A 14,939-nucleotide genomic window follows, 5' to 3' on the forward strand; every position below is an offset into this window, starting at 1 on the left:
CCCGTCCGGGGCGCGGTGGGCGTCCAGGGCGGCCAGGACACCCGACGGGTCGGTCTCGCCGCCGAAGAGGAACGCAAAGCGGCGCCGTTCCAGCACCCGCCCGGACTCCCGCGGGAAGCGGGCGGCCCGGTCGATCACGTCGCTCATGGCCTCTGACGGTAGGGGGCCGCCCGCCGGCGGTCCCGGACGCCACCGGCGCCCGTCCCCGGACAGGGGTACGGGCGCCGGGAGGCGCGGTGGGAGCGGGCACCGCCCGGGGGCGCGGGGTCAGTCCAGCGGGGTGGCGGCCGTCACCTCGTGCAGGTGGATGAGGACGTCGTGCGACCCGCCGAGGGCGAGGTCCTGCTCGGGGACGGGCCAGGCGGCGCCGATGTTGCGGGTGGCGCGCGGCTCGGCCAGCCAGGCGCGGGCCGGGGCGGGGGCGGTGCGCATGTCCACCAGGTAGTCGCGGTACCGGACCTGGTCCAGCAGGTGCTCGTTGCTGCCGGGCTTCGAGGCGCCCACGCGGAAGGTCTGCTCCGGGCTGCCGGAGCCCTGCTCGGCGTCGAAGGCCCGGAAGGAGCCGCGGTCGAAGGAGAAGCCGACACTCACGTAGCGCTTGCCGAAGTGGTCGCGGAGGAAGGCGCCCTGGACCTTGGGGTAGTTCTCGTCGTAACTGTCGTAGGCGACGTGCGTGTTGTGCGCGGAGACCATGACCTTGTCGCCGGTGTGCCTGTTCCACCAGGCGACGTTGTCGGCCATGACCTTGTCGCGGAACGTCATCATCTTCCTGATCTCCTCCAGGTCGGTGACGTCGAAGGAGTAGCCCCGGATGGACTGGTCGATGGCCCGGGCGTGCTGCACCGCCCAGGTGTGCGCCTGACGGTCGGCCTTCCGGCCCGAGGCGGGGCCGGCCTTCTCCAGCAGTGCGAGCACCTTCCCGGTGCGCCGGGCGTTGTCCTGGCGCTCGGCCAGCGGGACGGCGAGGTACTGGTCCATGTAGTCGCCCGAGGGGACGGTGGGCCGCAGCCCGTCGTACAGCTCGTTCACCTGCTTCGCCCGCCGCGGGTGGGCCTTCGCCACGTAGTCGGCCACCCGGTCGTACAGCTCGGGCCCGGCGTATCCCATGTCGTTGCCCATGAACTGCACCGGGTCGTGCGGGTGGCGGCGGTTGTGGTCCCGCATCCACTGGAGGATGTCCCGGTACTCGGACTTCTTCCCGACCTTGTAGACGCCCTGGTACTCCTCGTCCAGGATCTGCTTCAGGTCGCCCTTGCCGTGCAGCACGTAGTCGTTGAGCTTCAGCCCGGTGCTCCAGGGCCCCTCCAGGGAGAAGGTGCGGAAGCCCTTCTCCTGGACCAGGTAGCGGAAGACCCGGTGCTTGACGGTGAAGAACTCGTGCGAACCGTGGGTGGCCTCGCCCATCCCCACCACCTCGGCGTCCCCGATCATGCGGCCCAGCGCCCGCAGGTCCCGCAGGCTGCCGTACGGCTCGGTGGAGCGCAGCGGGCGCGCGCTGCGCTCCAGGGCGTGCAGGACGAGCCGGTCCTTGTGGAAGGCGGTCTGCTGGACGGAGACGGTGTGCGGCTTGTGCGGCGTGGCGATCGCCTGGTGCACGGGAACGGCGGTGGCCAGCGTGCCCAGGATGATCGTGGCGGTGAGGGCGAGGATCGGCTTGCGTCGTGAAGTCATGCCTCAAGGCTCCCGTCCGCACCCTGTCCCCCACCAACCGCCGGAACACCCTGTCCGGGGTACACCGGGTGCCCTGCCGGGGGTACAGCTGGCGCTACTTCCGGCCGCGCGCGGCCCGGCAGGGTGAGAGACCTGGCCGGAGAGGGTGATCGTGCGGGCCGCCGGAAGCACTCGTGCTTCCGGCGGCGGGCCGGCAGCCGGTGCACCGTGCGAGCCGTGAGGATCCATCAGGCCCTGCCGGAGAGCGGGCAGGTGTGGTCAACGCAACCCGGCAAGCGTGTTTGCCTTGCGCGAGAGCGCGGTAGGAGGCAAGCTAACTGCTACGTAGCAGTGTGCGTTCCTCCCGCTAGGCGGTGAGCACGGAGCAAGCAGTCGTTCGGCCTTCGGTCCGTCTGCGGCTCTGCTGATCGACCACACGCCTTCGGCGAACGCGCAGTAGCGGTCAGTGATGATGCACGGGAAGGTGTCACATGCCAGCGCAGAAGCAAGACCCGATCTTCCAGCGCGAACGGCTGCGGGACCGCCTGCGCAAGGCGCGGGAGGGAGCGAACATCACACAGCGCGAGGTGGCGGAGGCCCTGGACTGGTCCCCCTCGAAGATCATCAGGATCGAGAACGGAAGCGTCGGCGTGTCCATCACCGATCTTCGGGCACTGCTGAGCCACTACGGCGTGGCCGATCCCGAGCAGGTTCAGGAACTCACCAGCATGGCCCGGGCCGCCAAGCAGCCCCCGTGGTGGGCCCCCTACCGGGGTGTCGCCAAGCCGGAGTACCTCACGTACATCTCCTACGAGACCTCTGCTTCGGTCATCCGGAACTTCGAGACGAACCTCGTTCCGGGTCTTCTGCAGACTGAGGAGTACGCCCGCGAGGTCATCGGCGACGCGGACCCGCTACTCCTGGACCTCCGGCTGGAACGCCAGGACCGCTTGATGAACTCCGAAGGACCGGAGGCCTTCTTCATTCTCGATGAGACCGCGGTCCGCCGCGTGGTCGGCAACGAGAAGATCATGAGGCATCAGCTCGAGAAGCTGCTGACCGCCAACGAACTTCCCAATGTGAAAATCATGGTCGTGCCCTTCACAGCGGGAATCTATCCTCAGTTCCGCTCGCCATACGTCATCTTCGAGTTCACCGACTCGAGCGACGAACTGGTTGCCTACCTGGAGAACCCCGACGGCCAGGTCGTCTTCAGCGAGAAGAACCCCGGGTACGCCGGCCCGAAAAAGCCGTCGGACTACCTCGACGCGTTCTGGACCGTCGAGAAGAGCATTGCGTTGGAAGTGTCCGATGAACTGCTTTTCCCGGGAGGCAGGGAATGAGGTACACACAAGAGGGGGCTCGGGGTGCGCAGCGCCCTGGCTGTCAGTCGACTGCCGCCCGCACCGCCCGACCACTTCCCGGAAGAGTGCGCCCCTCCCCCTTTACCGACGCGAGAAAAAGGGCCCAGCCACCCCTGGGAAAAACCAGTACGTCTCCCTGCGGATCCTTTGAGTCCCGAACATGCACGATATCCGATACCGCTACTTCTACACACTGGCCGGTCTGCCCTGTCACCGAGCTCTTGCGCCAAGTTAATTGCGAGTCGTCGACTTTCATAGGACCCCAGCTTCGTCAACCATACGGAATTTCACCCAGGATTCGAACTCGTGCGCCCATTATGGGCGACGACAGGGGTACTGCCAAGTCCGCGCACGGGGGAGGGACAGCGCAAATATCATGATAAATTGCGCAAAATGTTTCATAGGGAACGGGGGGAAGTGACTGAAATCAGTTCACGAATTGTGGCGGACAGTCTCCGCCAGAACGGCGAAGGGGAGCCCTTCGGCCTTGCCGGCAAGCATCCGGCCGAGGACTCCCCGTGCAAAGCATCCTTGTCTGCGGTTACACACGAAGGAGCTCCTCCATGGAGTCTAGCGGGTCACCCCCCGAGGGCTACCCGACCGACGCGGCGGGCGTCAGGGACTGGAGGCACTGGGCTCGTCTGGTGGGAGTCAACGTCCTGATCGGTGCTTCCACCGCCGTCGGAACCGGCGGGGTCTCATTCCTCGCCTGGTGGTTTCAGAGCAGGTGAGCGAGCCGGGTGGCCCCGTCGACGACGGGGCCACCCGCAGGTGGGCGCGGGGTGTCAGGCGATGCGGTCCAGGATCAGCGGGGACGGCTCGCGGGAGGCGGTGGCGCCGGGGGTCCCGGCGATCTCCACGGCGCCGTCGGCCAGGGCCTGGAGCGCGTAGTCGAAGCGCTCGGGGGTGTCGGTGTGCAGGGTCAGCAGCGGGGCGCCCGCGGTGACCCGGTCGCCGGGTTTGGCGTGCAGTTCCACCCCGGCACCGGCCTGCACCGGGTCCTCCTTGCGGGCCCGGCCCGCGCCGAGCCGCCAGGCGGCCACCCCGACGGCGTACGCGTCCAGCCTCGTCAGGACGCCGGAGGCGGCGGCGGTCACGGTGTGCCGTTCGCGGGCGGTGGGCAGCGGGGCGTCCGGGTCGCCGCCCTGGGCGGCGATCATGCGGCGCCAGTGGTCCATCGCCGAGCCGTCGGCCAGGGCCCGGGCCGGGTCGGCGTCCGCCAGCCCGGCGGCGTCGAGCATCTCGCGGGCCAGCGCCAGGGTGAGCTCCACGACGTCGGCCGGGCCGCCGCCGGCCAGGACCTCCACCGACTCGCGGACCTCCAGGGCGTTGCCAGCGGTCAGCCCGAGCGGGGTGGACATGTCGGTGAGCAGGGCCACGGTCCGCACGCCGTGGTCGGTGCCGAGGCCGACCATCGTGCGGGCCAGTTCACGGGCGTCGTCGAGGTTCTTCATGAAGGCGCCGGAGCCGACCTTGACGTCCAGCACCAGTGCGCCCGTACCCTCGGCGATCTTCTTCGACATGATCGAGGAGGCGATCAGCGGGATCGCCTCGACGGTGCCGGTGACGTCGCGCAGCGCGTAGAGCCTGCGGTCGGCGGGCGCCAGCCCCTCACCCGCCGCGCAGATCACCGCGCCGACCTCGCGCAGGACGTCCAGCATCTCCTCGTTCGACAGGGACGCCCGCCAGCCGGGGATCGACTCCAGCTTGTCGAGGGTGCCGCCGGTGTGGCCCAGACCGCGGCCGGAGAGCTGGGGGACGGCCGCGCCGCAGGCGGCGACCAGCGGGGCCAGCGGCAGGGTGATCTTGTCCCCGACGCCGCCCGTGGAGTGCTTGTCGGCCGTCGGGCGGGGCAGGGCGGAGAAGTCCATGCGCTCGCCGCTGGCGATCATCGCGGCGGTCCAGCGGGCGATCTCCGCCCGGTCCATGCCGTTCAGCAGGATCGCCATGGCCAGGGCCGACATCTGCTCGTCGGCGACCTCGCCGCGGGTGTAGGCGTCGACGACCCAGTCGATCTGGGCGTCGTCGAGGCGGCCCCGGTCGCGCTTGGTACGGATGACGGAGATGGCGTCCATCGTCGGGTGCGGCTCCTTGGCTGGATGTGTGGCGGGATGGGGTCAGCGGTCCGCGAGGTTCTCGGGGCCGAAGGCGTCCGGCAGGAGGTCGGACAGCGGGCGGACGCCGGCGGCGGTGTCGACCGCCAGCTCCGGACCGCCGTGCTCCCACAGCAGCTGGCGGCAGCGGCCGCACGGCATCAGCACCTCGCCCCGGATGTCGCAGCAGGTGAAGGCCACCAGCCGGCCGCCGCCGGTGGCGGCCAGCTCCGAGACCAGACCGCACTCGGCGCACAGCGTGACACCGTAGGCGGCGTTCTCCACGTTGCAGCCGGCGACGGTCCGGCCGTCGTCCACCAGCGCGGCGGCGCCGACGGGGTAGCCGGAGTAGGGGGCGTAGGCCCGGGACATCATCTCCCGGGCCCGCTCCCGCAGGGCGGTCCAGTCGACCGCGCCCGCCGTACGGGGGCCGCTCACGTGCCCTCGCCCTTCCGGTAGGGCCTGCCGTTCGCCCTGGGCATCCGCAGCCGCTGCGCGGACATCGCCAGCACCAGCAGGGTGGCGACGTACGGGGCGGCGCTCACGAACTGGCTGGGCACCTCGTCCACCGACAGGTACCACACGAACAGCACCAGGGCGGTGGCGGCCGAGACCGCGCCGGTCACGTACTTCTTCCGGTACAGCGCCCAGGCGGTGGCCAGCACCAGCAGGATCGCCAGAAGCAGCAGCAGTGCGTGGACGTTCTGCCCGCCGCCGCGCAGGTTGAGGCTGTCGGTGTAGCCGAACAGGCCCGCGCCCAGCGCCAGTCCGCCGGGCATCCAGTTGCCGAAGATCATCGCGGCGAGGCCGATGTAGCCGCGCCCGCCGGTCTGGCCCTCCTGGTAGATGTTGGAGGCGACCTCGGCGAGGAAGACGCCGCCCAGACCGGCGAAGCCGCCGGAGATGACCACGGCGATGTACTTGTACTTGTAGACGTTGACGCCCAGGGTCTCCGCGGCGGAGGGGTTCTCGCCGCAGGAGCGCAGCCGCAGCCCGAAGGCGGTGTGCCACAGCGCCCACCGGCTGAACGGGATCAGCGCGACGGCCACGACCGTCAGCAGGGAGAGGTTGGTGACCAGGCCGCCGGCGAGCCCGGCGACGTCCGAGACGAGGAACCAGTGCTTGTCGTTGAGCGTGGCCAGCGCGTCGGAGAGCCCCGGCACGGTGATCCGCCCTATCGACTCGATCGGCGGGGACTGCTTGCTGGTGCCCCCCTCCATGTCGGCGAAGGTGAAGCTGGACAGGTAGCGGGTGGCGCCGACGGCGAGGATGTTGATGGCCACACCGGAGACGATGTGGTTGACGCCGAAGGTGACGGTGGCGATCGCGTGCAGCAGACCGCCCAGCGCGCCGCCGAGGATGCCCACGAGCACGCCCGTCCACGGGCCCCACTGGACCCCGGCCCAGGCACCGAACCAGGTGCCCAGGATCATCATGCCCTCCAGGCCGATGTTGATCACACCGGCCCGTTCGGCCCACAGGCCGCCCAGGCCCGCCAGTCCGATCGGCACGGCCAGCCGCAGGGCGGTGGAGGTCTGGCCGACGGAGGTGATGCCGTGGGCGCCGGTGATCACCCGTACCGCGGCGACCAGGAACAGGACGCCCGCGACGACGAGCATCCACTCGGCGAGGGTGAGGCGGCGGCGGGCGGTCGGCCTGGACTGCGCGGCCGGCTTGGTGAGGACGGTGCTCATGCCGACACCTCCTTGCTGGTCTTCGGGACGGTGCCGCCGTCGCCGGAGGCGGCGGCGAGTTCCTCGCCGACCTTCTGCTGCTGGCGTCGCAGGCCGTAGCGGCGTACGGCCTCGTAGCTGATGACGACCGCCATCACGATCAGTCCCTGCATGATCGTGGCGATCTCCTTCTCGTAGCCGTTGTAGTCGAGCGTCGCGGACGCCTTGTCGAGGAAGGCGATGAGCAGTGCGCCGAACGCGATGCCGAGCGGGTGGTTGCGGCCGAGCAGGGCGATGGTGATGCCGGTGAAGCCGACTCCGGCGGGGAAGTCGAGGCTGTAGGTGTGGGCGTCGCCGAGCAGGACGGGCATGCCGGTCAGTCCGGCGACGGCGCCGGAGATCAGCATGCTGGTGAGCACCATCCGTCTGGCGTCGACACCGCTGGCGACCGCGGCGCTCTCGCTGGCGCCGGTGGCGCGCAGGTCGAAGCCGAAGCGGGTGCGGTTCAGCACCAGCCAGTACGCGACACCGCAGAGCGCGGCGACGAGGGTGAAACCGTAGATCTCGCCGGCGGCGCCGAGGTCGAGGCCGGGGAACCAGCCGGATTCGGGGATCTCGCCGGTGGTGAGGTTGTTGCCGCGCTGCTCGCCGAACTGGTCGGGCAGGATCAGGTAGGCGATGATGCTGGTCGCGATGGCGTTCAGCATGATCGTCGAGACGACCTCGCTCACCCCGCGGGTGGTCTTGAGGATGCCCGCGATACCGGCCCAGAAGCCGCCGACCAGCACCGCGACGAGCAGGATCAGCAGGATGTGCAGCGGTCCGGGCAGTTCCACCGAGGCGCCGACCAGGGCGGCGGCCATCGCGGCGAGCCGGTACTGGCCGTCGACCCCGATGTTGAACAGGTTCATCCGGAAGCCGACGGCCACCGCGAGCGCGGCCAGGTAGTAGGTGGCCGCCTGGTTGACGATGAGCACCTGGATGTCGGAGTGCACCGCGTACTCGATCATCAGGGCGTACGGCTGGACGGGGTTCCGTCCGGACGCGATCAGCACCACCGACGTCAGCACCATGGCGACGGCGATGGCGAGCACCGGCCCGCCGGCCGCCAGGATCAGCCGGTCCTTGTCGAACTTCTTCATCGGTCCTCTCCCCCGTCCCGGCCCGCGCCGCGGGCGCCGTCGGAGGTCTCGTCGGGGGCCTCGGACGCCGGGTCGGCGGTCTCGTCGGCGAGGCGGCCGGAGGCGGCGCCGGTCATGGCGGAGCCCAGGGCCTCGGGGGTGATCGTGGCGGGATCGGCGTCGGCGACCAGCCGCCCGCGGTACATCACGCGCAGGGTGTCGGACAGGCCGATCAGCTCGTCCAGGTCGGCGGAGATCAGCAGGACGGCCAGGCCGTCGCGGCGCGCGGCGCGTATCTGGTCCCAGATCTGCGCCTGGGCGCCGACGTCCACACCACGGGTGGGGTGGGCGGCGATCAGCAGCCGGGGCTGGTGGCTCATCTCGCGGCCGACGATCAGCTTCTGCTGGTTGCCGCCGGACAGGGAGGCGGCGGTGACGTCGATCCCGGGGGTGCGGACGTCGTACTCGGCGACGATCCGTTCGGTGTCGGCCCGGGCGGCCTTGAGGTCGAGCCAGACGCCCCTGCTGTTGGGAGGCTCGGTGACATGGCCGAGGATGCGGTTCTCCCACAGGGGCGCCTCCAGCAGCAGCCCGTGCCGGTGGCGGTCCTCGGGGATGTAGCCGATGCCGCCCTCGCGGCGCCTGCGGGTGGGCCAGGCGGTGACGTCCTCGCCGGCGAGGGTGACGGTGCCGCCGTCGGGGCGGCGGGTACCGATCAGGGCCTGGATCAGTTCGGTCTGCCCGTTGCCCTCGACTCCGGCCAGGCCCAGCACCTCGCCCTTGCGGATGGTGAAGGTGATCCCGTCCAGGACGGTACGGGCGCCGTCCACACCGCCGTCCTCGGTGAGGGTGAGCCCGTCGACCTGGAGCATCGGGGTGTCGGTGACGGTGGACTCCCGGGTCTCCGGCGAGGGCAGCTCGGTGCCGACCATCAGCTCGGCGAGCTGTCTGGCGGTGACGTCGGCCGGTTCGACGGAGGCGACGGTGGTGCCGCGCCGTATCACGGTGATGTCGTCGGCGACCGAGAGGACCTCGCCCAGCTTGTGGGAGATGAAGATGACGGTCAGGCCCTCGGCCTTCAGCTCGCGGAGGTTGGCGAAGAGCGCGTCCACCTCCTGCGGCACCAGTACGGCGGTGGGCTCGTCGAGGATGAGGGTGCGGGCGCCGCGGTAGAGGACCTTGAGGATCTCCACGCGCTGCCGGTCGGCGACGCCGAGGTCCTCCACGTAGGCGTCGGGGCGGACGCCCAGGCCGTAGGTGTCGGAGATCTCCCTGATGCGGGCGCGGGCCTTCGCGCCGATCCCGTGCAGCTTCTCGCCGCCCAGGACGGTGTTCTCCAGGACGGTGAGGTTGTCGGCCAGCATGAAGTGCTGGTGGACCATGCCGATGCCCCGCTCGATGGCGTCACCGGGGTCGGCCAGGCTCACGCGCTCCCCGTCGACCGCGATGGTGCCCTCGTCCGGCTTCTGCATGCCGTAGAGGATCTTCATCAGGGTCGACTTGCCCGCACCGTTCTCGCCCACGATGGCGTGCACGGTGCCCTTGCGGACGGACAGGTGGATGTCGTGGTTGGCGACGACACCGGGGAAGCGTTTGGTGATCCCGGTCAGCTCGACGGCGGGAGGACTGCTGGACGCGTTGATGGTGCACTCTCCTCGGGGCTAAGGAGTGGCTCGTAGGAGCGCCCCGGCGGGGCGGGCGGACCGGCTGTGCCGGGCTGGTCCGCCGGGGCGTGGGTGGCGAGGGCGACGCTATCGCGTCAACGGCTTACTACGCGCGTAGAGCCCGCTCCGCTGCCCGGCCCGGGCGGCGGGAACCCGTGGGATCCGCGCCGCCGGGCCAGGGCGGGAGCCGGACGGCCGGTGCGGTGGGCGCACCGGCCGCCTCCGGCCGTACTGGATCGTCCCGTTTCCGGGTCGGGACTCAGGGAGCGGTCTTGACCTCGATCTCACCGCTCACGATGTCCTCCTTGGCCTTCTTCACGGCCTCCTGGAGCTCGGTCATCTTCGTGAACTCCGGGTTGGAGTCGGCCAGGCCGACCCCGCCGGACTCCAGGTCGAAGCGGACCTCGCCCGACAGCGGGTCGCCGTCCTGCACCGACTTGACCAGGTTGTAGACGGCACCGGAGACGTCCTTGGTCATGGAGGTCAGGATGCGGTCCTTGTACTTGGCCAGCGTCTTCTGCTCGTACTGGTCGGAGTCGACGCCGATGACCCACTTGTCCTGCGCGGCGACCGCCTCGATGACGCCCTGGCCGGCCAGACCGGCGGCGTGGTAGATCACGTCGGCGTCGGCGTCGAGCTGGCCGCGCGCGGCCTCCTTGCCCAGGTCGGGCTTGGAGAAGCCGCCCATGTCCGGCGGCTGGGTGAGGTACTGGGTCTTCACCGTCACCGACGGGTCGGTGTCCTTGACGCCCTGCACGAAGCCCGCCTCGAACTTCTTGATCAGCGGGACCTCGACGCCGCCGACGAAGCCGACGACCTTGGACTCGGTGGCCTTGGCGGCCGCCACACCCGCCAGGTAGGAGCCCTGCTCCTCGCTGAAGACGAGGTTGGCGACGTTCTCCGCCTGGACGGTGTTGTCGTCGATCAGGCCGAAGGTGGTCTTGGGGAACTTCTCCGAGACCTCCTTGATGGACGGCGCGTAGGCGAACCCGACCCCGATCACCGGGTTGTAGCCCTGCCGGGCCAGCTCGGTGAGGCGCTGCACCTTGTCGGCGTCCGCCTCGCCGTCGGAGGGCTCGATGTCCTTGCCACCGATGCCGAAGTCCTTCCTGGCCTTCTCGAAGCCGGCGTAGGCCGCGTCGTTGAAGGACTGGTCACCACGGCCGCCGACGTCGTAGGCGAGAGCTATGCCCTTGCCCTTGGCCGACTCCGAGGAGTCGGAACCGGAGGACGACTCCGTGGATGTGCTGCCACACGCGGTGGCGCTGAGGGCGAGGGCCGCGGCGGTCCCGACCGCGGCAAAGAGCTTGCTTACCCGGCGCAAGAGGACTTCCCTTCGCTCGAAAGCGCCTCCGTTGGCGCTGGCTTTCCGCCGCATCGTAACGCGCGTAGATGTCCGGAAGAGATCCCCTGCGGGGGCCGTTATCACTTCGGTGTGAACGGGGCGTGCCGAGCCCCTGCCGACGGGTGACACCGGGGTGGCGGGCACCTGACGCACCGGGCCGTGTCACCTCGTCCCACCAGCGCGGACGGACGGACAGCCGGTGCCCGGCGCCGGGCGGGGCACGGCCCGGCCCGGCCGGGCCGCGGATGTGCGGGAAACCACAGCGGTCCGGCCGGGCCGCGCCCCGTGCCGGGGTCCGTGGGGCTACTCGCGCTCCGCGTCCAGCAGGGCCGCGGCCGTGAACAGCTCCACGCCCGCGGCGATCGCGCTCTCGTCGACGTCGAAGTCGCCCTGGTGCAGGTCGCGCGGGGAGCGGTCGCCGGGCGGGCGCACCCCGAGCCGGGCCATCGCGCCGGGGACGTGCTCCAGGTACCAGGAGAAGTCCTCGCCGCCCAGGCTCTGCTCGGTGTCCTCCACCGAGCCGTGGCCGCGGCGGGCGATCATGGCGTCGCGCAGCAGTTCGGCGGTGCCCCGCTCGTTGACCACCGGGGGAACGCCGCGGATGTAGTTGAGCTCGAACTTGGCCCGGTACAGCGTCGCCACCTCGTCGATCGCGGCGTGCACCAGGTCGGGCGCGATCCGCCAGGCGGGCAGGTCCAGGCAGCGCAGGGTGCCGGACAGCTCGGCGTGCTGCGGGATGACGTTGGGGGCGTGCCCGGCCTCGAGCCGCCCCCAGGTCACGGCGAGTCCGGCGCGGGTGTCGACCCGGCGGGCCAGCAGCGCCGGGACCTCGGTGACGATCCTGGCCGCCGCGGTGACCAGGTCGGTGGTCAGGTGGGGGCGCGCGGTGTGGCCGCCGGGCCCGTCCAGGGAGACCTCCAGCCGGTCGCAGGCGGAGGTGATGGGGCCGGCGCGCAGCCCGATCCGGCCGGCCTCGACCTTGGGGTCGCAGTGCACCCCGATGATCCGGCCCACCCCCTCCAGCACCCCGGCCTCGATGGCGTCGGTGGCGCCGCCGGGCAGCACCTCCTCGGCGGGCTGGAACAGCAGCCGCACCGAGTGGGGCAGCCGGCCGGCCCGGGCCAGCCCGGCCAGGACGAGTCCGGCGCCGAGCACGGTGGTGGTGTGCACGTCGTGGCCGCAGGCGTGCGCCCGGTCCGGGACGGTGGACCGGTAGGGCACCGTCTTGGTGTCCGGGATGGGGAGCGCGTCGATGTCGGCGCGCAGCGCCAGCATCGGCCGCACGCTCTCACCGGGGACCGCACCGGCGGGGTGGATGTCGCAGATCAGTCCCGTGCCGCCCGGGAGTACGCGGGGGCGCAGCCCGGCCTGCTCCAGCCGCGCCCGGAGGGCGGCGGTGGTCCGGAACTCCTGGTGCCCCAGCTCGGGATGCATGTGGAGGTCCCGGCGGAAGGAGATGAGCTCGGCACGGAGGGCCTCCGGCAGGGCGCCGGGCAGCGGCGTCTCACCGGTGGTCCGGATACTGGACTCTGGCGACAACAACTGGCTCACCCCATCGAGGGTAAGCCCAGGTGACAGCCGCGCGCTGGAGTAACGGCCAAAGTTCATCCCCTCGGGGCGGGAAAAACCGGATCGGCGACCGCATACGGCCTGGTGTGGATGGGTATGAACCTCGATTTTATTTGTTTCACGATGTGGTCACGGAGCGGCCGCGGGGCGGACGGTTCAGATGTTGCGGACCATCCGGACGGGCACCGTGCGGCGGTTCCGGGAGGGGAGCCGGGGAGGAGCGGGGCGGTACGGGAGCGGCCCAGAGGGCTCAGGAGGAGGTCGGGGCCGCCGGCGGCAGCCGCCGTACGTCCCGCGCGGTCCCGGTGACCCCGGCCAGGAAACCCCGGGCACGCGGTGAGGCGTTCTCCGTCAGCCAGGCCGGATCCACCTCGCAGACGGCGACCGTCACCCCGGTGCCCGCCAGCGCCAGCGGCAGGGTGTGCACGACGGTGGACGGGAAGCTCAGGATCGTGCGGCCGACGGGCCCGCGGCGGGCCACCAGCTCCAGCGGGAGGTCGGGCCGGACTATCTCCAGCCCCGTACCGGCCGCTATCCGGTGCAGCTTGTCGGCGCTCTCCCGGCGGTGGGCGAAGTAGCGGGTCGCGCCGTGGGTCCGGGCCAGGGCGGTGACGGCCGCCAGATAGTGCCCGTCGTCCACCACCCCGGTCTCGACCAGCGAGGTGCCCACCAGATCGGTGCCGCCGGTGAGCGCGGGCGGGCCGAAGCGGGCCCTGGTCCAGCCGAAGTCGTTGCGGACGGCCCGCACGTGCTCGGGCGGCTCGACCGGCATCGAGCTGAACACCTCGACCCGGTGGTCCGCCGAGGGGGTCATACGGCGGCGGGCCGCCGCCGAGACCGGCGCCAGGAGCGCGGCGCGCGCTCCCCCGGCACCCCTGCGGTGCCAGCGCACCAGCCGCTCGCCGCGGGCGAGCTGGGTGACGAACTCCATGGTGGCCGTCCCGTCGTCGACCACCACCAGCCTCGCGCCGCCGGGCCCGGTGCGGACGAGGGACAGCAGCAGCTGCACGTACCGCGAGAACGGGTCGCCCACCACGATCCGCGCCGCCCGGCGCAGCGGTCCGAGCAGCGAGCCGACCGTCCGCAGCGGCGCGGTGGTGCCGCCGCGGGCCTCCTGCCAGCGGACGGCGATCCCCTCGTCGCGGGCCAGCTCGGCCATCCGGCGCAGCTGGCCGCGGGTCATGGCCTCCCGCGGCGGCAGGACGACCACGGTGAGACCGGCGGCGCCCCCCTCTTCCTCCCCCGCCTCCGCTTCCCCCTCGTCTTCCCCGTGGCTCCCGGTCCCCGCGCCGCCGTCCCGGCCGCCGCCGGTGGCGTACGCCCACTCCAGGACGTTGAGGAGCTGTACCGGGCTCTCGACGAGGGCGACCGTGCCCGCGCGGGGCGCGGCCCGGCCGCGGCGCGGGGCGCGCCGTGCCGCGGCCGGTTCCGGGCCCGGCACGGGCCCGGAACCGGGTGCGGGTCCGGGGTCGGAGTGCGGAGGGATTCCGCCGGTGCTCACCGCCGCCGGTCCCGTCAGACCGCCGCGGGCTCGCGGTCGGCGGCGGAGACGCCGGTCTCCTCCGCCTCGGCCACGACGCCCTTGACCCGGCGCAGCTTCTTCATCGGGGCCAGCTCGCTGTCGTAGACCCGCTTGACCCCGTCACCGAGGGACTCCTCGATGGTCCGGATGTCGCGCACCAGGCGCTGCAGGCCCTGCGGCTCGACGGAGGCGGCCTGGTCCGAGCCCCACATGGCGCGGTCCAGGGTGATGTGCCGCTCCACGAAGGCGGCGCCCAGCGCGACGGCGGCCAGCGTGGTCTGCAGGCCGGTCTCGTGGCCGGAGTAGCCGATCGGCACGTTCGGGTACTCGGCCTGCAGGGTGTGGATCATCCGCAGGTTCAGCTCGGCGGCCTTCGCCGGGTAGGTGCTGGTGGCGTGGCACAGGACGATGTTCTCGCTGCCCAGCACCTCTACCGCGTGCCGGATCTGCTTCGGGGTGGACATGCCGGTGGAGAGGATGACCGTGCGGCCGGTGGCGCGCAGGGCGCGCAGCAGCTCGTCGTCGGTCAGGGAGGCGGAGGCCACCTTGTGGGCGGGCACGTCGAACTTCTCCAGGAAGGCGACGGCCTCGGTGTCCCACGGCGAGGCGAACCAGTCGATGCCGCGCTTGCGGCAGTGCTCGTCGATGGCCCGGTAGCCGTCCTCGTCGAACTCGACGCGGTGCCGGTAGTCGATGTACGTCATCCGGCCCCAGGGGGTGTCGCGCTCGATGTCCCACTGGTCGCGGGGAGTGCAGATCTCCGGGGTCCGCTTCTGGAACTTCACGGCGTCGCAGCCCGCTTCGGCGGCCGCGTCGATCAGCGCGAACGCGTTCTCCAGGTCGCCGTTGTGGTTGATGCCGATCTCACCGGTGACGTAGACCGGGTGGCCCGGGCCCACGAGCTTGCTGCCGAGGGTACGGAGGCGGGGGCTGGTCAT

At 71.3% G+C, this 14,939-nt stretch carries 12 protein-coding genes; 1 reads left to right on the plus strand and 11 read right to left on the minus strand.

Features of this window, described 5'->3' with window-relative positions; genetic code table 11:
• Positions 1-267 precede the first annotated feature (267 nt).
• A complete protein-coding gene (locus V1L54_RS08125; protein ID WP_330117205.1) occupies positions 268-1,671 on the minus strand; it encodes an erythromycin esterase family protein in 1,404 nt (467 codons plus the stop codon).
• A 470-nt stretch (positions 1,672-2,141) separates the two neighbouring features.
• Here V1L54_RS08125 and V1L54_RS08130 point away from each other — a divergent pair, with 470 nt between their 5' ends.
• The gene (locus V1L54_RS08130; protein ID WP_330117206.1) at positions 2,142-2,993 is read left to right on the plus strand and encodes a helix-turn-helix domain-containing protein; all 852 of its coding nucleotides are present in this window, start codon (positions 2,142-2,144) and stop codon (positions 2,991-2,993) included.
• Between the two features lie 43 nt (positions 2,994-3,036).
• On the opposite strand, the gene V1L54_RS08135 is transcribed toward V1L54_RS08130, so the two are convergent.
• The 10 genes from V1L54_RS08135 to V1L54_RS08180 form a co-directional block, all read right to left on the minus strand.
• A complete protein-coding gene (locus tag V1L54_RS08135) occupies positions 3,037-3,270 on the minus strand; it encodes a DUF397 domain-containing protein (RefSeq protein WP_330117207.1) in 234 nt (77 codons plus the stop codon).
• A 529-nt stretch (positions 3,271-3,799) separates the two neighbouring features.
• A complete protein-coding gene (locus V1L54_RS08140; protein WP_330117208.1) occupies positions 3,800-5,089 on the minus strand; it encodes a thymidine phosphorylase in 1,290 nt (429 codons plus the stop codon).
• A 42-nt stretch (positions 5,090-5,131) separates the two neighbouring features.
• Positions 5,132-5,545 (minus strand): cytidine deaminase, encoded by a 414-nt coding sequence (locus V1L54_RS08145; protein WP_330117209.1) that lies wholly within the window; start codon positions 5,543-5,545, stop codon positions 5,132-5,134.
• A complete protein-coding gene (locus V1L54_RS08150; RefSeq protein WP_330117210.1) occupies positions 5,542-6,801 on the minus strand; it encodes an ABC transporter permease in 1,260 nt (419 codons plus the stop codon). Before V1L54_RS08150 ends, V1L54_RS08145 begins: the two co-directional genes overlap by 4 nt.
• A complete protein-coding gene (locus tag V1L54_RS08155; protein ID WP_330117211.1) occupies positions 6,798-7,922 on the minus strand; it encodes an ABC transporter permease in 1,125 nt (374 codons plus the stop codon). Before V1L54_RS08155 ends, V1L54_RS08150 begins: the two co-directional genes overlap by 4 nt.
• Positions 7,919-9,544 (minus strand): ABC transporter ATP-binding protein, encoded by a 1,626-nt coding sequence (locus tag V1L54_RS08160; protein WP_330117277.1) that lies wholly within the window; start codon positions 9,542-9,544, stop codon positions 7,919-7,921. The genes V1L54_RS08155 and V1L54_RS08160 overlap by 4 nt, the downstream gene beginning before the upstream one ends.
• Positions 9,545-9,824: 280 nt before the next feature.
• Positions 9,825-10,889, minus strand: a complete 1,065-nt coding sequence (locus V1L54_RS08165; RefSeq protein ID WP_330117212.1) for a BMP family lipoprotein — start codon at positions 10,887-10,889, stop codon at positions 9,825-9,827.
• A 324-nt stretch (positions 10,890-11,213) separates the two neighbouring features.
• Positions 11,214-12,461, minus strand: a complete 1,248-nt coding sequence (locus tag V1L54_RS08170; RefSeq protein ID WP_330117213.1) for an amidohydrolase — start codon at positions 12,459-12,461, stop codon at positions 11,214-11,216.
• 268 nt (positions 12,462-12,729) lie between these two features.
• Entirely contained in the window at positions 12,730-13,920 is a 1,191-nt protein-coding gene (locus V1L54_RS08175; protein WP_330117214.1) for a hypothetical protein, read from the minus strand.
• Between the two features lie 74 nt (positions 13,921-13,994).
• The gene (locus V1L54_RS08180) at positions 13,995-14,939 is read right to left on the minus strand and encodes an N-acetylneuraminate synthase family protein (protein WP_330117215.1); all 945 of its coding nucleotides are present in this window, start codon (positions 14,937-14,939) and stop codon (positions 13,995-13,997) included.

It is taken from the genome of Streptomyces rubellus, assembly GCF_036323805.1.
Taxonomy (GTDB): domain Bacteria; phylum Actinomycetota; class Actinomycetes; order Streptomycetales; family Streptomycetaceae; genus Streptomyces.

What these genes read in the sequence shown, in the direction of transcription:
- V1L54_RS08125 (WP_330117205.1), bottom strand. Translation starts at nt 1,671, where the DNA reads ATGACTTCACGACGCAAGCCGATCCTCGCCCTCACCGCCACGATCATC.
- V1L54_RS08130 (WP_330117206.1), top strand. Translation starts at nt 2,142, where the DNA reads ATGCCAGCGCAGAAGCAAGACCCGATCTTCCAGCGCGAACGGCTGCGG.
- V1L54_RS08135 (WP_330117207.1), bottom strand. Translation starts at nt 3,270, where the DNA reads ATGAAAGTCGACGACTCGCAATTAACTTGGCGCAAGAGCTCGGTGACA.
- V1L54_RS08140 (WP_330117208.1), bottom strand. Translation starts at nt 5,089, where the DNA reads ATGGACGCCATCTCCGTCATCCGTACCAAGCGCGACCGGGGCCGCCTC.
- V1L54_RS08150 (WP_330117210.1), bottom strand. Translation starts at nt 6,801, where the DNA reads ATGAGCACCGTCCTCACCAAGCCGGCCGCGCAGTCCAGGCCGACCGCC.
- V1L54_RS08155 (WP_330117211.1), bottom strand. Translation starts at nt 7,922, where the DNA reads ATGAAGAAGTTCGACAAGGACCGGCTGATCCTGGCGGCCGGCGGGCCG.
- V1L54_RS08180 (WP_330117215.1), bottom strand. Translation starts at nt 14,939, where the DNA reads ATGACCAGCCCCCGCCTCCGTACCCTCGGCAGCAAGCTCGTGGGCCCG.